Origin of the sequence: Reyranella sp. CPCC 100927 (genome assembly GCF_007859315.1) — a bacterium.
In the GTDB taxonomy this organism is placed as follows: domain Bacteria; phylum Pseudomonadota; class Alphaproteobacteria; order Reyranellales; family Reyranellaceae; genus Vineibacter.
This window is the reverse complement of the sequence record NZ_VOHA01000008.1, coordinates 279353-295281: the sequence shown is the minus strand read 5'-3', so window position 1 is coordinate 295281 and position 15929 is coordinate 279353. Positions and strand designations below refer to the sequence as shown.

At 67.0% G+C, this 15929-nt stretch carries 15 protein-coding genes; 9 read left to right on the top strand and 6 right to left on the bottom strand.

What is annotated here, in order from left to right; genetic code table 11:
• Positions 1–4: 4 nt before the first annotated feature.
• On the bottom strand, positions 5–1798 hold the full coding sequence (locus FQU96_RS22745; RefSeq protein WP_146543633.1) for a gamma-glutamyltransferase family protein: 1794 nt from the start codon (positions 1796–1798) through the stop codon (positions 5–7).
• 218 nt (positions 1799–2016) lie between these two features.
• On the opposite strand from FQU96_RS22745, the gene FQU96_RS22740 reads away from it, so the two are divergent.
• The 3 genes from FQU96_RS22740 to FQU96_RS22730 all read left to right on the top strand — a co-directional run bounded on the left by FQU96_RS22740 (position 2017) and on the right by FQU96_RS22730 (position 5636).
• Positions 2017–3054: a TRAP transporter substrate-binding protein gene (locus FQU96_RS22740; RefSeq protein ID WP_178130659.1), complete on the top strand. Its 1038-nt coding sequence runs from the start codon at positions 2017–2019 to the stop codon at positions 3052–3054.
• A 64-nt stretch (positions 3055–3118) separates the two neighbouring features.
• Entirely contained in the window at positions 3119–4327 is a 1209-nt protein-coding gene (locus tag FQU96_RS22735) for a mandelate racemase/muconate lactonizing enzyme family protein (protein WP_146543631.1), read from the top strand.
• 91 nt (positions 4328–4418) lie between these two features.
• Complete coding sequence (locus FQU96_RS22730; RefSeq protein ID WP_146543630.1) at positions 4419–5636, top strand: serine protease; 1218 nt, start codon at positions 4419–4421, stop codon at positions 5634–5636.
• Positions 5637–5787: 151 nt separating this feature from the next.
• On the opposite strand, the gene FQU96_RS22725 is transcribed toward FQU96_RS22730, so the two are convergent.
• From FQU96_RS22725 to FQU96_RS22710, 4 genes are all read right to left on the bottom strand, one after another.
• Positions 5788–6291, bottom strand: a complete 504-nt coding sequence (locus FQU96_RS22725) for a lipoprotein (RefSeq protein ID WP_146543629.1) — start codon at positions 6289–6291, stop codon at positions 5788–5790.
• A gap of 20 nt (positions 6292–6311) precedes the next feature.
• A complete protein-coding gene (locus FQU96_RS22720; protein WP_146543628.1) occupies positions 6312–7043 on the bottom strand; it encodes a glycine zipper domain-containing protein in 732 nt (243 codons plus the stop codon).
• A gap of 12 nt (positions 7044–7055) precedes the next feature.
• The gene (locus FQU96_RS22715) at positions 7056–8690 is read right to left on the bottom strand and encodes an SUMF1/EgtB/PvdO family nonheme iron enzyme (RefSeq protein WP_178130658.1); all 1635 of its coding nucleotides are present in this window, start codon (positions 8688–8690) and stop codon (positions 7056–7058) included.
• Between the two features lie 61 nt (positions 8691–8751).
• Positions 8752–9729 carry a glycerophosphodiester phosphodiesterase gene (locus FQU96_RS22710; protein WP_218574821.1) on the bottom strand — a complete coding sequence of 326 codons (978 nt, stop codon included), beginning with the start codon at positions 9727–9729 and terminating at the stop codon, positions 8752–8754.
• Positions 9730–9810: 81 nt separating this feature from the next.
• On the opposite strand from FQU96_RS22710, the gene FQU96_RS22705 reads away from it, so the two are divergent.
• Entirely contained in the window at positions 9811–10278 is a 468-nt protein-coding gene (locus tag FQU96_RS22705) for a nuclear transport factor 2 family protein (protein WP_146543626.1), read from the top strand.
• Positions 10279–10411: 133 nt separating this feature from the next.
• Here FQU96_RS22705 and aceB read toward each other — a convergent pair whose 3' ends face one another.
• Positions 10412–12031, bottom strand: a complete 1620-nt coding sequence (aceB, locus tag FQU96_RS22700; RefSeq protein WP_146543625.1) for a malate synthase A — start codon at positions 12029–12031, stop codon at positions 10412–10414.
• A 241-nt stretch (positions 12032–12272) separates the two neighbouring features.
• Between aceB and FQU96_RS22695 the strand changes: the two genes are divergently transcribed.
• Genes FQU96_RS22695 through FQU96_RS22675 form a run of 5 tightly spaced genes read left to right on the top strand, consistent with a single transcriptional unit; the run spans position 12273 to position 15844 of the window.
• Positions 12273–13472 (top strand): urate hydroxylase PuuD, encoded by a 1200-nt coding sequence (locus tag FQU96_RS22695; protein WP_146543624.1) that lies wholly within the window; start codon positions 12273–12275, stop codon positions 13470–13472.
• Between the two features lie 54 nt (positions 13473–13526).
• The gene (locus FQU96_RS22690; RefSeq protein ID WP_146543623.1) at positions 13527–14000 is read left to right on the top strand and encodes a hypothetical protein; all 474 of its coding nucleotides are present in this window, start codon (positions 13527–13529) and stop codon (positions 13998–14000) included.
• Between the two features lie 8 nt (positions 14001–14008).
• Positions 14009–14371, top strand: a complete 363-nt coding sequence (locus FQU96_RS22685; protein ID WP_146543622.1) for a hypothetical protein — start codon at positions 14009–14011, stop codon at positions 14369–14371.
• A gap of 59 nt (positions 14372–14430) precedes the next feature.
• Positions 14431–15012, top strand: a complete 582-nt coding sequence (locus tag FQU96_RS22680) for a hypothetical protein (protein ID WP_146543621.1) — start codon at positions 14431–14433, stop codon at positions 15010–15012.
• A 31-nt stretch (positions 15013–15043) separates the two neighbouring features.
• The gene (locus FQU96_RS22675) at positions 15044–15844 is read left to right on the top strand and encodes a crotonase/enoyl-CoA hydratase family protein (RefSeq protein ID WP_146543620.1); all 801 of its coding nucleotides are present in this window, start codon (positions 15044–15046) and stop codon (positions 15842–15844) included.
• Positions 15845–15929 lie beyond the last annotated feature (85 nt).

Sequence of the window (15929 nt, the reverse complement as noted above, 5' to 3'; positions counted from 1 at the left end):
CCGCTCAGCGCCCGGCAGCGTAGCCCTGCATGCCGCGCGGGTTGGCGGCGGCGCGGCGCCAGGGATCGGCGCGCGATGCCGCCGTCAGGCGGCCCTCCGACCAGTCCTCGCCGACCTCGACCTCGTGGCCACGACGGCGCAACTCCGCCACGGTCGCGGAGGGCACGCGGTTCTCGACCACCAGCACGCCGGGCCGGGCCGTGCGCGGCCAGAATGAACTGGGGAAATGCTCGCTGTGCCAGGCCGGCGCGTCGATCGCCTCCTGCAGGTTCATGCCGCAATGGACATGGCGCAGGAAGAATTGCGTGATCCATTGGTCCTGCTGATCGCCGCCCGGCGAGCCCCAGGCGAGATAAGGCTGTTCGTCGCGCAGCGCCAGCGTCGGTGTCAGCGTCGTGCGGGGTCGCTTGCCGGGGGCCAGCGAGCCCGGCAGGCCTTCCTCGAGCCAGAACATCTGCGCCCGCGTGCCGAGCGGGAAGCCGAGTTCCGGGATCACCGGCGAGCTTTGCAGCCAGCCGCCGCTGGGCGTCGCGCTCACCATGTTGCCGTCGCGATCGACGATGTCGAAATGCACGGTATCGCCGCTGACCTGGCCCAGCCGTCCGACCGTCGGCTCGCCGGCGCCCGCCGCCGCGCGTCCGCCCTCGGGGCGGCGCAAGGTCACGACACCGCCGAAACCATCGATGCGGCCGGGGCGCAGCTCGCGTGAGGCCTGATCCGTGATCAGCGTGCGCCGCTCGGCGTTGTAGGCGTCCGACAGCAAGGTCGCCATCGGCACCTCGACGAACGCCGGATCGCCGTAGAACGCTTCGCGATCGGCATAGGCGAGCTTGGCGCATTCGATCTGGAGATGGATGAACTGGGCGCTGGTGGGATCCAGGCCGTCGAGATCGAAACCTTTCAGCAGCGCCAGCTGCTGCAGCATGGCCGGACCCTGGCCCCACGGACCGGTCTTGCAGACGGTGTAGCGGCCGTAGCGATACGTCAGCGGCGCCTCGACGGTGGCCTGCCACCGGGCCATGTCGTCGCCGGTCAGCACGCCCTTGTGCGGTCGGCCGCTGACGTCCATGACGTCCTGCGTACGGCAGAAGCGATCGATCGCCTCGGCGACAAAGCCTTGCGACCAGCTGTGGCGCGCCCGCTCGATCTGGGCGTCGCGGCTGCCGCCGGCGCTGTCGGCCTCGCGCACGATGCGGCTGTACGCATCGGCGAGCGCCGGATTGCGGAACAGCGAACCCGGCTTGGGCACGTCGCCGCCGGGCAGGAAGACGGCGGCGGATGTCTTCCAGTGCGTCTCGAACTGCTGGCGCACGGTGGCGATCGTGGCGCAGGCGCGCTCAACGATGGGATGGCCGTCGCGGGCATAGGCGATGGCCGGCGCCAGCACGTCCGCTGGGCGCAAGGTCCCGTAGTCGCGCAGCAACAGCATCCAGGCGTCGAACGTGCCGGGGATGCAGGCTGCCAGCAGCCCGGTGCCGGGCACCATGTCCAAGCCCTGGGCACGATAGTGGGCGATGGTGGCGCCGGCTGGCGCTGGTCCCTGACCGCAGATCACCTCGGGACGGCCGCGGCGTACATCGTGCAGGATGATCGGCACATCGCCGCCCGGTCCGCACAGATGCGGTTCGACCACCTGCAAGGTGAAGGCCGTGGCGACGGCTGCATCGAAGGCGTTGCCGCCCTTCTCGAGAATCGACATGCCGACGGCGGTGGCGATCCAGTGCGTCGACGTCACCACACCAAACGTGCCGACGATCTCGGGCCGCGTGGTGAAAGCGTTGGGGTTGACGAAATTCATGGCGTCATGATCCGGCGGTTGCAGTCGCGAGTCGGTTTGGCAGGCCGCAACGTTGACACATATCCGACGCGCGGCCTAGGCTTCGTGCGCAGCGCAAAAAAACGAACGCTCCGTAGCGGGCGCAATGCTGCGTTTGGGAGGACGGCATCATGAAAGCACGGTTCCTTGGAACCGCGTTCGCGGCGTGCGTTGCTGCATGCGCGGGACTAAGTTTTTCCATGGCACCGGCCCAGGCGCAGAAAGTCCTGAAGATGCAGGCGACCTGGCCCGCCTCGCGAACGCTCTTTGAAAACTTCACGATGTTTGCCAGGCGCGTCGAAGAGCTGACGGATGGGCAGGTCAAGATCGAGATCATGCCGGCAGGCCGGGCCATCAGTGCCTTCGAGGTGCTGGAAGCGACGCACAGGAAAGTGATCGATGGTGCCCATACCTGGGCGGGTTATTGGCAAGGCAAGAACAGCGCCGCAATCCTGTTCACCGGCGGACCGGGTGGGCCGTGGGGCATGGACCACCAGGATTTTCTCGGCTGGATGTGGTGGGGCGGCGGCCAGCAGCTTGTGGAGGAATTCTACCGCGAGCATCTGAAGCTGAACGTGGTGTCGATACCGGTGCTGATCTCGAGTCCGCAGGCGTTGGGCTGGTTCAAGAAGCGGATCGAGACGCTCGCCGACTTCAAAGGCATGAAGTGTCGCCAGACCGGTGTCGCCGGCCGGATCTTCAACGAGATGGGTATGCGTACCGTCAACATACCCGGCGACGAGATCATGCCCGCGGCGGAGCGCGGCACCATCGATTGCGCCGAGTGGATCGGCGGTGTCGAGGATCTGCGTTTCGGCTTCCAGACGATCTGGAAATTTCACTATGCGCCGTCGTTGCATGAGTCAGTGTCCATCGGCGACGTGCTGATCAACGGCGACGTATGGAAGGACCTCGGCCGGCAACATCAGGAGATCATCAGGGCTGCGGCGACGGAGGTGCTGATCAAATGGTGGGTGGGCTGGCAGAAACAGAATGCCGACGCCGTCAGGGAACTGCAGGAGAAACACAAGGTTCATGTCCTGCAAACGCCCAACGAGATTCACACCGAATTCCTCAAAGCATGGGATCGCGTCGCCGCCAGGGAGGCCGAGCGCAATCCGTTTTTCAAAAAGGTGATGGATCATCAGAAGGCATGGGCGTCGTCCGTCGTGCCGGCGAAACGGCTCTACTTCCCGGCCTATCGGATTGCCGCCGATCACTACTGGCCTGAAAAGTAAGGTCGGGTGGGCCGTCTCATGACGGCCGTGGGTAGGCGACAGCCTGGGCGCGGGAGGATGAGGCATGAAAATCACCGCCGTCGAGACCATCCGCCTGGGCGAGTTCCCCAACCTGCTGTGGGTGCGGGTGCGGACCGATGAGGGGCTGTATGGTCTGGGCGAGACATTCATGGGCGCCGCCGCGGTCGAGGCCTACATCCATGAATATGCCGGCCCGCGATTGCTGGGACAGGATCCGCTGCGCAACGAGTGGCTGGCGCGGCATCTGGTGGGCTACCTCGGTTGGCGTGGGGCCGGCGCCGAGACGCGGGGCAATTCGGCGCTCGACCTGGCGCTGTGGGATCTCAAGGGCAAGGCGTGGGGACAGCCGGTCTATCGCCTGCTGGGCGGCCCGTACCGCGAGCGTGTTCGCGTCTACAACACCTGCGCCGGCTATCGCTACATCCGCGACACCAAGCTGCAGCAGGTCGACAACTGGGGTCTCGATCGCGGTATCGGCGACGCCGAGGGGCCCTACGAAGATCTCGACGCCTTTCTGCACCACGCCGACGAGTTGGCGCAGTCGCTGCTGGCGCAGGGCATCACGGCGATGAAGATCTGGCCGTTCGACCCGCCGGCGGAGGCCAACGACGGCTGGCATATCTCGGCCGCCGAATTGCGCACGGCGCTGGAACCGTTCGAGAAGATCCGTCGCGCCGTGGGCGATCGCATGGATATCATGGTCGAGTTCCACTCGCTGTGGCGGTTTCCGGCGGCGGAGACCATCGCCCGCGTGCTCGCGCCGTATCGGACGTACTGGCATGAGGATCCCGTGCGCATGGATGCGCTCGCCGATCTGAAACGCTACGCGGCGGTCAGCCCGGCGCCAGTCTGCGCCTCGGAGACCCTCAACGGTGCTTTCGCTTTCCGCGAACTGATGGAGGCGGGATCCGTCGGCATCGTCATGCTCGATTTGAGCTGGTGCGGCGGGCTCACCGAGGCGCGCAAGATCGCGGGCATGGCCGAGGCCTACAAGCTGCCGATCGCACCACACGACTGCACCGGACCGGTGGTGTGGACCGCTTCGACGCATCTGGCTCTGGCGGCACCCAACACGCTGATCCAGGAGTCGGTGCGGGCATTCTACACCGGCTGGTACCGTGAACTGGTGACGGCCCTGCCGAGCGTGCAGGACGGCATGATCTCACTGTCGGACGCACCGGGCTTTGGTCTGGACCTGTTGCCGGGCATCGTGACACGTGCTGATGCCACGGTACGGGTCACCACGGGTTGACGGCTCTCGCATCCGCAGCGCAACTCGGCCATAATTCAGCCGTTCCGGACGCGTTATTGTAGTGTCCGAGGGTTCTACTACGGGACATGCCATGGCCGATCCGGTCAACATGAGCAGCGGCAACCAGGGTGGCAATGACGACCGCAAGAGCAACACCGGGCTGAAAGCGGTCGGCTTTGTCGCCGGTGGTATCCTGTTGCTGCTGATCGGCCTGGGGCTGGGCTGGTATTTCTTCTATCGCGTCCAGGTGAACGTCACCGTGCAGGCGCCACCCCCGCCGCCGGCCCCGCCCGCGCCCAAGCCCGATCCGGCGGCGGTGAGGGCGCTGGAAGACGCCCTGGAAAAGCAGAAGGCCGGCAACAAGGCGCTCGAAGACCAGATCGCCAAGCTGCGCGATGCCTTGCAGGGCAACGTCTGCACGATCACCGACCCGCGCGGGCTGGGCATTACGCCGCCAGGTCCGGGCGGCGCTCCGGGACCGCAGACGCCGGCGCCGGGTGGCGGCAATGCGCCGGGGACGCCCAAGAGCACCGCGGCCGAGCCCAAGGTCCCCGTCAAACCGGATATCAAGGCCGGCAACCCGGATGCCAGCACCGGCAAACCGGAGACACCGCCGGCGCCGACTGGCACGATCGCCGATTTGGTGCCGGTACTGGAGAACGCGACTGTCCTGATCCTGGCGCAAAAGACCCAGGGCCTGGGGACGGGGACGGGCTTTTTTGTTAGCCGCGACATCGTGTTGACCAACAACCACGTCGTGAACGATCTGTCGGACAGCACGGTCTTCATTACCAGCCGCAAGCTGGGCACGGTGCTGGAGGGTGAGGTGATCGGCGCCGTTGGCGGTGGCAGTGCCGGCGGTGCTGACTTCGCCGTGGTGCGGGTCAACGGAACCTTGCCATCGCACATCAAGCCCCTGGGATTGGGTGTCGAGCCGGCCTCGTTGAAAGAGGTCGTGGCCGCCGGTTATCCGGGTGCCATCCTGCGCAACGACCGGAATTTTCTGGAGCTGTTGAAAGGCGACCCCAGCAAGGCCCCGGAGCTGGTACTGACCAAGGGCGAGGTCAGCGCCGTGCAGAACCGCGATCGCGGTCTGCCCTCGATCGCCCACACGGCGTCCATTTCCTCCGGCAACTCGGGCGGCCCGCTGGTTGATCGCTGTGGTCGCGTCGTGGGTATCAACACCTTCGTGACGCGGGCCGAGGCGGGGGCTGGCGGCGGCTTCGCCATTGGCGCCACCGGCATCTCCAAATTCTTGCGCGCCAATGACGTAGGGTTCGACTGGATCGAGGCTGCCTGCACGAAGTAGTCGCTCCTCTCCCGCCGGCGGGAGAGGAAGGGGCCATCGCGTGAGCGATGGGAAGGTGAGGGACCAAGGACTCGACGCCTCGTGTGAAGCCCTCACCCGCCGAGCGCTGGGCGCTCGTCGACCTCTCCCGCTTGCGGGAGAGGTGAAAACGCTAAGACCTTGTCCCGGTCGCCTGATCGATGGCGCGTTCCAGCAGCTGCTTGCGGTGGTTGAGTTCTTCCATCCGCCGCCGCTTCTCGGCGTCGGCCAACGTCGGGTCATTGTTGATCTGGTTGCCTGACGCCTGCAGGGCGTCGAGATCGCCGCTCAGGCGGCGCAGCTCGGCGACGTTCTGGCCGCGGCTGGCCTCGGCCGTGGAGAGCTTGCCGCGCAGGCGCGTGATCTCGCTGCCGAGTGCCGCGTTCTGGCGCTGCAGGGCGGCACGTTCGGACGCCACCTGCTGGCGTTGGGCATTGGCGCGCGCCGCATCGGACTGCAGTTGCTGATTGCGTTGCTGCTCGGCACCGAGCGTATCGCGGCGGGCCTGTGTCTGGCGCTCGTACTTGCCGCTGCTCAGTCCGCTGACGCCCCCGAAGAAGCCACCACGGCTGGGGTCGTCATCGGTGCACGCGGCCAGCCCGAGCACGGCGATGATGGCGAGAATCGGCTTGCGCATGAGTTCACTCCCGACGCGGCTCAGCTGGTCTTGGTGATCGAGATGGCGCTGTTGAGCTCGTTGAGCTGCGCTTCCAGTGCCGCGATCTGCTGGTTCAACCGCGCGATCTCGGCATCCATCGACGCCGTGCTGGCGCCCGGGCTCTCGGAGCGGCTCGCGTTGCGCGCCTGGATGTAGTCGCTCTGCCGCTCGCGCAGGCGCGAGATGGTCTGCCGGATGTGGGAGGCATCCTCCTCGGCGGTGGCGACGCGGCGGTTGAGATCGGCCCTGGTCGCCTGGTTGGTGTTGTAGGACGCCCGCAGTCGGGCGAGTTCAGCCTTGTTCTGGGCGACGACCGTGCGCGTGTTGGCGATGTAGGCCTCGAGCCGCGCATTGTCGCTGCGCACATCGGACGTCATCGAGTCCAGCCGCTGGTTCTCGTCGACGTATCCCTGCTTCTTCTTGGCCACGTAGTAGCCCGTCGCACCGCCCAGCAACGCGCCGGCACCGGCGCCGATCAGCGCACCGGCAGCCCGATTGCGCTTGCCGCCGGCCAATGCGCCGATCAGCGCGCCACCCAGCGCGCCGACCACGGCGCCCTCGCCGACGGTGCGGTTGAACTCCTGGTCCTGCGCGCGCAGGCGACGCTGTTCCGGCGTCAGATAGGGATCATTGGCGTACGAGCCGCCGGTCACACAGCCGCCCAGCGTGGCGGCGCACAACGCGGCGGCGATCGCCGAGCGTACGGCGCGAGGGCGGAAGAGGGCGTACATGGCGGGCCTCCTTCAAGGCAAGGCAAGAATGTCTTTGAACCAGGCATCCGGCTTCACGCCGGACGATTTGCGGTAGGCCGAGACGTGCGCCGCAACCTGCCTGGCCAGCGGATCCAGGTGCGCCGTACCGCCTTTCTCGAATTCCAGCTTCAAGGTCCCCAGCTGCTGATTGACGGTCGAATCGTTGTAGTCCTGCGCGATCTGCACGATGGTGTCGGCGTAGTAACGCAGGTTGCCCTGCAGCGTTACATGGAGTTCCTTCAGCCGCGCGTCGAGTGCCGTCACGTCGCGGCCGGCCTGCTTTTGGGTATCGCGGCTTTTCTGCACCTGGTCGAGAAAACGCTGGTCGACGCGCAGCTTGTCGCCCAGGAACGCGGCCAGGCGCAGCAGGCTGCGGGCGGCACGGCCGCGCAAGGTGCCTTCCTCGTCGATGCGCTTGGCATATTCCCGCTGCAGCGCGGTCAGACGCGAGCGGATATCGGCATCCGTGGTCGCCATGATGATCGTCTGCAACTCGGCCAGCGGATCGTTCTGCGCCACGTCACCGCTGCGCAGCGCTTCCGCCTTGGGCAGCGCCTCCCACGCCTTCTTGGCGGCTTCCAGGCGCGCCGGTGACGGAATCACTGGCGCCACCAGCGCCAGGCGGAAACCGACCGTGGGCACGCGGCGTGGGCCGTTGGCGTCGAACGGCAACAGTTCGTTGCGATAGGCCGAGCGGATGTCGGCCTCCGAGGTCTGATAGTTGCCGCCCTTGATCACGAAGCCGCCGGCCTGGCCATGCAGGCGTGCCAGCTTGTTGAGGCGGAAAGGATCCAGCACGATCTCGTCGACATTGCCCAGCATGTCGTGCAGGCCCAGCGGATTGGGTTTCAGCGCGCCGACGGCCTGCAGTTCGCCGTTCGACGACCGCTGGCTGCGATACCAGACGTACTTCTCCATGCCGTCCGGCATCGGGAACGCCTTTTCCTCGAACACCGAGGCTGATACGGCAACGCCGCCACGCGCCGCGTATTCCCATTCGGCCTCGGTCGGCAGGCGCAGGAAGCCGGGCAGCCCGTCCTCGACCGGCAGCTTGTCCTTGGCGTTCTTCAGCAGCCATTCGGTGTAGAGCTGGGCGGCCTGCACGGCATCGAACCAGGTGGTGCCGGTGGCCGGCCGCAGGCCGGCGCGATCGGCCGCCACGCAGTTGCCGGCCAGCGCCTTCATCTGCAGGTCGGTGGTCTCGTACTTGGCGAGATAGTAAAAGCGGCGGGTCTTGTCCTTGGCATCGCCGAAGGCGCCGTCGATGTAGTCGTAGCGGCTGCCTTCGGCGAAAGCGAACCGATCGTCGGTACCGCCGACCACGATCTTGCGGTCCGCCAGCGCCGATTCGTGGGGTACGTCGATACGGCGGAACACCATGGCACCGCCGCAGGGAATGGGCAGCACCAGTTCACCCTTGGCTGGCTGCGGATTGTAGAAACGCTCGGCCCAGCGTTGCGGTGCAGGCGGTTTTTGCTGGCCGAATGCGGGCGCCGCCAGTCCCAACAGGACCGTCGCGAGCAGTGCCGCCGACCGGGCGCGCTGCGATCGTGGTTCGATCGCGCACGCCGGGGACGCGGCATTCCGGGGGAATGCATCCTGGCCCATCTCGACAACTCGCAGCATGGCGGAGAATTGTGGGCGAATCGGAGGTGTGATCATGGCGATTCAAAGATGCATACGAAACTCACGGCCCTGTCATCCCACGCTCCGCCATCACCTTTCGCAGCCGGTCGGGATAATCGGTGATCAGGCCGTCCGCACCCATGTCCATCAGGTTTCTCATGTCGGCCGGATTGTTCACGGTCCACGGCACGACCTTGAGGCTCAGCGCATGCGCCTCCTTGACCAGGTCCGGCGTCAGGTTGCGCCAGAACATCGACCATGTGCCGCATCCGGCGGCCTTGACCAGGCGCGGCAGTGAGCCGCCGTGGTCGGCGCGTTTGAGACCGGCGTGCCAGGGCGACGCGCCATCGGCGCCGGCGGCGACGGTGTTCATGCTCGACGCTTCGATGGTCAGGCACGCGGTGGCGATCTCCGGCGCCACCTGCTTGAGCGCCACCAGCGTGCGCCAGTCGAACGACTGGACTGTGGTGCGCGCTGTAATGTCATGCGTGCGCACGGCGCTGGCGACCGCGGTCGCGAAGGCCATGGGATCGGGTGTTTCCTCGGGCCGCTGGGGGGTCAGCTTGGTTTCAATGTTGAATCGTACCTGGGTCTTGCCCATTGCCTGGGTGAGCGACACCAGTTCGGCCAGGCTCGGGATGCGCTCGCCGTCGACGGGGACCTGCTCGGGCCATTGCCGGCTGTAGCCCCTGTCGGGATTGAGCCGGCCCACATCGTAGGCCTTGATCTGTGTCAGGGTCAGGGATCGGATCGCTGGTCCCGGCCCGGTGAGCCACTTGCCGTCGGCATCGCGCGTGAGGTCGGGATTCAGAAGCGGTTCATGCGATAGCACCAGCGTGCCGTCGCGGGTCAGCGCGAGATCGGTTTCCAGTGTCGTGACGCCGATCTCCATGGCCTTGCGGAAGGCCGCCAGCGTGTTCTCCGGCGCCAGCCCCCGCGTGCCGCGATGGCCCTGCACATCAAAGCCCTGCTGGGCATGGGCATCGACTCCGGTGAAAACCAGCCCGATGAGAAGAATGCATCGTGCCATATCACGCATGGTGATCGCCTTTCCCGCGGCTGTGGTCGTTCCGGCCGACGCGATGATAGGATGACGGGAGCTGACACAGGAGAGGAAACGATGGACGCGACGGCGATGCTGAAGGAATTCTGTGACGCGGTGGAGAAGCGCGATGGCCGGCGCTTCGCGGCGCTGTTCGCCGAGGATGGCGTCTATCACGATCTCTTCTATGGTGCGTTCACCGGCCGCGCCAAGATCGCCGAGATGATCGACGACTGGTTCCACCGCACCGCGCGCGACTTCCGCTGGGACATGCACGATCCGCTGAGCGATGGCCGCTCGCTCTATGCCTATTACACCTTCAGCTATGTCTCGACGCTGCCTGAAGCCCAGGGCAAGCGCGTCGGGTTTGAAGGCGTGGCGATGATGAAGCTGCGCGACGGCCTCATCACCGAATACCGCGAGGTCGCCAATGTCGGGCCGACCTTCGTCGCGATCGGCTTCGCGCCGGAGCGCATCTGCAAGATCCTGGGCCGCGAAGGCGACGCGCTCGCCAAGACACCGCGCATGGCACGCCACGTCGCGTGAATGTGTCCTCCCCCAGCTTCGCTGGGGGAGGTGGCCGAAGGCCGGAGGGGGACCCGACCTGGTCTCAGTTACATAGACCCCGTCGACTCCCTCCGCCCCTACGGGGCACCTCCCCACTGCGTGGGGAGGGCGATTACGCCGCCTGGCGTTCGTCGGCGATGATGCGATCGTAGGCCGGCAGGGTCAGGAACTCGCGGAACACCGGCTGCTCGACCAGGTCGATCATCAGCTGGGCGGCGTCCTCGTAGCGGCTGCCGGCGTAGGTCGTCTCGCCGACCTGTGCCTTCACCTTGTCGAGTTCCTCGCGCACGATCTGGCGCACCAGCTCCTTGGTGACCGGCCGCCCGTCGTCGAGCGACTGGCCGTGGCGCACCCACTGCCAGACCTGGGCGCGGCTGATCTCGGCGGTGGCGGCGTCCTCCATCAGGTTGAACAGCGGCACGCAGCCGATGCCGCGCAACCACGCCTCGACATAGCCGATGCCGACGGCCACGTTCTGGCGCAGGCCGGCCTCGCTCTTGCCGCCCTGCGGCACCTGCAGCAGGTCGGTGGCGGTGACGTGCACGTCCTGGCGTTTGCGCGCGATCTGGTTGGCGTCCTTCATTACGGCATCGAACTCGGCCTTGGCGATCTCGACCAGGCCGGGATGCGCCACCCAGGTGCCGTCGTGGCCGTCGCCGGCCTCGCGCTTCTTGTCGGCGCGCACGCGCTCCATCGCGGTCTCGTTGGCGGCCGCATCGTTCTTGATCGGAATCTGCGCCGCCATGCCGCCCATCGCGTGCACCTCGCGGCGGTGACAAGTCTTGATCACCAGCTGGCTGTATGTGCGCAGGAAGTGGGTGGTCATCGTGACCTCGCCGCGGTTGGGCAGCACGGCCCAGTCCTGCTCGCGAAACTTCTTGATGAAGCTGAAGATGTAGTCCCAGCGGCCGCAGTTCAGGCCGGCCGAATGCTCCTTCAGCTCCCACAGGATCTCGTCCATCTCGAAGGTGGCGAGGATGGTCTCGATCAGCACCGTAGCCTTGATGGTGCCCTGCGGCACGTCGAGCGTCTTCTGGGCGTGCACGAAGACGTCGTTCCACAGCCGCGCCTCGAGATGGCTCTCGAGCTTGGGCAGGTAGAAGTAGGTGCCGGTGCCGCGCCCCAGGCGTTCCTTGGCGTTGTGGAAGAAGTACAGGCCGAAATCGAACAGCGAGCCCGACATCGGCTGGCCGTCGACGAGCAGGTGCCGCTCCGGCAGATGCCAGCCGCGTGGCCGCACGAAGAGCGTGGCGATCCGCTCGCCCAGCTTGTAGGCCTTGCCGGTCGACGGCTCGGTGAAGTCGATCTCGCGCCGGTTGGCGGCGCGCAGGTTGATCTGGCCCTCGACCATGTTGGCCCAGGTCGGCGTCGAGGCGTCCTCGAAGTCGGCCATGAAGACGTTGGCGCCGCAGTTGAGCGCATTGATGATCATCTTGCGATCGACCGGGCCGGTGATCTCCACGCGGCGGTCGAGGATGTCCTTGGGCAGCGCCGCCACGGTCCAGTCCGACTCGCGCACCGTCTTGGTCTCGGGCAGGAAGTCGGGCTTCTCGCCGGCGTCCAGCCGCTTCTGGCGCTCGACGCGGGCGGCCAGCAGCGCCTCGCGCATCGGGTTGAAGCGGCGCTGCAGGTCGACGACGAACGCCAGTGCTTCCGGCGTGAGGATGGTCTCGAAACCGGGCTTGAGCGCACCGGTCAGCTCGACGCCCGCGGGAAGCTGAAGGGCTGTCATGGGGTCCTCCGCAGTGAAGCCGATAGGGTCTTTCCGCGCCATGGCGGAAGAAGGTCCCGATGCTTTAGCCAATCCCCCGGCTGGGCGCCAGCCGCCGCGTCCGCCGGCACGGGCACAGCATCTGCGAAGGCGCGGCATAGGCGGGTCCGACGCTGGGGCGCTACCATGACGGGAAGGGCGGCTTGCCGGCCTTCCCGTGTCGGCTATGGTGCGCGGTGCGATTGGGGAGCATCGCTGCACGATGGACACTGCTTATCTCGCCGAGTGGTTGAACCTGGTGGGCCGCTGGGCCCACATGATCACCGGCATCGCCTGGATCGGCGCCTCGTTCTACTTCATCTGGCTCGACAACCACCTGCAGGAGCCGGCGGCACCGGCCGACGTGGCCCAAGGCGTCGGCGGCGAGGTGTGGTCGGTGCACGGCGGCGGCTTCTACCATGCGCAGAAGTACAAGGTGGCGCCGCCGTCGTTGCCGCCAGTGCTGCACTGGTTCAAGTGGGAGGCCTACACCACCTGGATCACCGGCATGTTCATGCTGTGCCTCGTCTATTATTACGGGGCAGACGTCGCGTTGATCGATCCGCTGGTGAAGGACCTGTCGCGCTGGCAGGCGATCGGCATCGGGCTGGCGTTCATCGCCGGCGGGTGGATCGTCTACGACCTGCTGTGCCGCTCGGCGCTGGGCAACGACGATGCCGTGCTGGGCGGCGTGCTGGCGCTGCTGTCGGTGGCAGCCGCCTGGGGCCTGTGCCAGCTGTTTTCCGGCCGCGGTGCCTTTATCCATTTCGGTGGCATGCTGGGCACCATCATGGTGGCCAATGTTTTTTTCGTGATCATTCCCGGCCAGGCCGAACTGGTGAAGGCCAAGGCCGAAGGCCGCCTGCCCGACCCCAGATGGGGCGCGATGGGCAAGCAGCGTTCGGTGCACAACACCTACTTCACCCTGCCGGTGCTGTTCACCATGATCGCCAACCACTACGCGGGCGTCACCGGCCATGCCTGGAACTGGGCGATCCTGGTGGCGCTGTCGGCCGCCGGCGCGCTGATCCGCCTGTGGTTCGTGTTGCGCCACAAGGGCAATGCGCCGGCGCTGCCGCTGGCCGCCGGGCTGGTGATCCTGCTGCTGACCGCGATCGTCGTGGCGCCGCGCGACGAGGTCACTGTCGAACTGGCCGGCAAGACGGAGTTCGCCCAGGTGGCCAAGACCGTGGCCGAGCGCTGTGCCGTCTGCCATGCGGCCAAACCCACGCGGGAGGGCTTCGCGGCGCCGCCCAAGGGCGTCATGCTGGAGACACCCGGACAGATGAAGGCCTATGCCCAGGCCATGCTGCAGCAGGTCTGGCACACCAAGGCCATGCCGCCCGGCAACATCACCGAACTCTCCGATGAGGACCGCGCGCTGATCGCGCGTTGGGTGCGCAACGGTGCGCCGCTGCAATAGGCAACCGACCGCGGGCAGGCTAGCCTGTCGGTGCGTTGAAGTTGGTGCTGGGCCATGAATCTTGGGACAGGGTTTCGCGGCGGCCGCGGCTTGATCGCCGTGTTGGCGCTGATCGTGGCAGCCGCGGTCGCCCTGTTTGGCGGCTGGGGCGGCGGGTCGTCGGCCGATCGCGCACCGGGCGCTGGCGGGCCGCAAATCGAAGCCCGTGGGCCGCAGGCCCAGGATCGGGTCTGGGGGCCGGCCGTCGGTTTCGCCAGCCGCAACAGGCTGGAAGAGCACTACGACAAGCACGGCAGCGAGTTCGGCACCATCTCGCAGCAGGAGTATCTGCGCCGGGCTCAGGCGTTGCGCGATGCGACGGCCGGCGGTCCGATCCTCGAGTCGGTGCGCCGGGACGGCGTCGTGACCCGCTTCGACCGGCGCAGCGGCGCCTTCATCGCCTTCAATCCGAACGGCGTCATCCGCACCTTTTTTCGGCCCAATGACGGTGAACGGTATTTCCGCCGCCAACTGGAACGTGACCATTGAGGCCCGCGATGACCGGCAAGAAATCGCTGTCGGACCGCATTGCGGCATGGGATCGCATCGTGGCCGGGATCGAGGCGGGCTATGCCTTCGATCTGGATGACTGGCTCAATGACATGGACCTGCGCCGTGCCATCGGCGACGCTCTGCAAGCGACAACGCCGCGCAAGCGGCCGCCGGGGCAAGCGTCTCGCGATCGTCTGGCGGCGAGCGACCAGCGCTTCTTGCAGGCCACTGTCGATGCCGGCAAGTGTCTGTGGGGATCGGCGGTGGCCCGGCGCGAGGGCTGGCATCCCGACCGCCAATGGTGGTACTTCCGCAAACCCAAGCTCGGCAACGCCGAGCTGACCCGCGATATCGACAAGGTGACGTGACCGGCATGGTGATCGCCGCATCAAGAGACAATAAGAGGCTGACGCGGCGAGGCATCTTGATGGGGGGACTGGTCCTTGCCCTGGGTGCGTGCAGCAGCGGCCCCCGCGAGGCGCCCAAGCCGGAACCGCCGCCGCTGCCGACGCGAACCGCCGACGGTCGCATCATCATCCGCGGCCAGGGACTGACCTACGCCCTGCGCCCGCCGCAGGGATGGGTTGCCCGCAGCGTGCGTGGTGCCGACCGCTCGACCAAGTCGACCGTGACCGTGGCCGATATCGCCCCGCCGGATGGCGCACCGGTCCTGATCTCGGGCCAGATGCGGACCAAGAACCGCGAGATCGATTCGATCGAGAGCTGGGTCGAGCGCGTGACCCTGACGCGGCGCAACACCGATCGCGACTTCACGATGTCGCGCGCCGGTACGGTGGCGATCGTCGGTGGCCGCCGCGGCGAGATGATCGTGCTGGAGAACAGCGAGCCGGCGGAGGGTGGCCAGCCGATCGATCATGAGGCCGTCGTGTTGATCGAGGAGCCCGGCGCGATTGCCGAAATCTTCCTGACGACCAAGACCAAGGATCTGCTGGAACAGAACCTTCTGACCCTGCGCATGGTGGCGGCGAGCTACAGCCCGCTGCGGTGACGGGCTGCCGGCAATGACGAGGGAGAACGCCATGGCTGAGACCACGCTTGCCGGCGGCAAGGTGCTGGTATCGCGCGACGGTCCGGTGACGACGATCGTCATCAACCGGCCCGACGTGCGCAACGCGCTCGACAACGACAGCGCCCGGGCTTTGGCTGAGGCCTTGTGGGTCTTCGATGCCGACGACAGTGCCCGCGTCGCGGTGCTGACCGGCGCCGGCGGTGCCTTCTGCGCCGGCGCCGACCTCAAGCAGCTCGGCGCCGGTGTCGACTATTTTCCATGGGCCGGCAGCGACGAGGGGCCGTTGCGCGCGGCCCTGTCGAAACCGGTGATCGCCGCCGTCGAAGGCCATGCCTGCGCCGGTGGACTCGGGGTCGCGCTGTTCTGTGACATCCGCATCGTCGATGAGACAGCCGTGTTCGGGGTCTTCTCGCGGCGCTGGGGCGTGCCCATGAGCGACGGCACCACGGTGCGCCTGCCGCGGATCGTGGGCCAGGGACGGGCGCTCGACATGCTGATCACCGGCCGCGCCGTCGGCGCCGACGAAGCCATCGCGATCGGGTTGGCCACCCGCAAGGTGGCGCGCGGCACGACCCTGGCCGAGGCGCAGACGCTGGCGCGTCAGATCGCGGGTTTTCCGCAGATCGCCCTTGGGTCCGATCGCCGCTCGGCCTACGACAGCTTCGATCATGCGACCGCGGCGGCGATCCGACGCGAGATGGAGCTGTCGCTGGAGGCCCGGCGGATCGAATCCCAGGCAGGCGCGGCGCGGTTCAGCCACGGCGCGGGTCGCGGCGGCAGCTTCGCGAACGATCCCAAGCGGACCAATTGAGGCCCGCCGGCCTGCGGGCGGGCCGGTATAAATCCGCCATCAAGGCGGCGATACGAGGCGCGTCGGGTGGCCGGCGGCGGAAGCG

Bases quoted from the DNA above. Each gene is read 5' to 3' on its own strand.
- FQU96_RS22740 (WP_178130659.1), top strand. From the start codon at position 2,017: ATGGCACCGGCCCAGGCGCAGAAAGTCCTGAAGATGCAGGCGACCTGG.
- FQU96_RS22735 (WP_146543631.1), top strand. From the start codon at position 3,119: ATGAAAATCACCGCCGTCGAGACCATCCGCCTGGGCGAGTTCCCCAAC.
- FQU96_RS22715 (WP_178130658.1), bottom strand. From the start codon at position 8,690: ATGCTGCGAGTTGTCGAGATGGGCCAGGATGCATTCCCCCGGAATGCC.
- FQU96_RS22685 (WP_146543622.1), top strand. From the start codon at position 14,009: ATGACCGGCAAGAAATCGCTGTCGGACCGCATTGCGGCATGGGATCGC.
- FQU96_RS22710 (WP_218574821.1), bottom strand. From the start codon at position 9,729: ATGCGTGATATGGCACGATGCATTCTTCTCATCGGGCTGGTTTTCACC.
- FQU96_RS22725 (WP_146543629.1), bottom strand. From the start codon at position 6,291: ATGCGCAAGCCGATTCTCGCCATCATCGCCGTGCTCGGGCTGGCCGCG.
- FQU96_RS22720 (WP_146543628.1), bottom strand. From the start codon at position 7,043: ATGTACGCCCTCTTCCGCCCTCGCGCCGTACGCTCGGCGATCGCCGCC.
- FQU96_RS22690 (WP_146543623.1), top strand. From the start codon at position 13,527: ATGAATCTTGGGACAGGGTTTCGCGGCGGCCGCGGCTTGATCGCCGTG.
- FQU96_RS22680 (WP_146543621.1), top strand. From the start codon at position 14,431: ATGGGGGGACTGGTCCTTGCCCTGGGTGCGTGCAGCAGCGGCCCCCGC.
- FQU96_RS22705 (WP_146543626.1), top strand. From the start codon at position 9,811: ATGGACGCGACGGCGATGCTGAAGGAATTCTGTGACGCGGTGGAGAAG.
- FQU96_RS22745 (WP_146543633.1), bottom strand. From the start codon at position 1,798: ATGAATTTCGTCAACCCCAACGCTTTCACCACGCGGCCCGAGATCGTC.
- FQU96_RS22695 (WP_146543624.1), top strand. From the start codon at position 12,273: ATGGACACTGCTTATCTCGCCGAGTGGTTGAACCTGGTGGGCCGCTGG.
- FQU96_RS22675 (WP_146543620.1), top strand. From the start codon at position 15,044: ATGGCTGAGACCACGCTTGCCGGCGGCAAGGTGCTGGTATCGCGCGAC.
- aceB (WP_146543625.1), bottom strand. From the start codon at position 12,031: ATGACAGCCCTTCAGCTTCCCGCGGGCGTCGAGCTGACCGGTGCGCTC.
- FQU96_RS22730 (WP_146543630.1), top strand. From the start codon at position 4,419: ATGGCCGATCCGGTCAACATGAGCAGCGGCAACCAGGGTGGCAATGAC.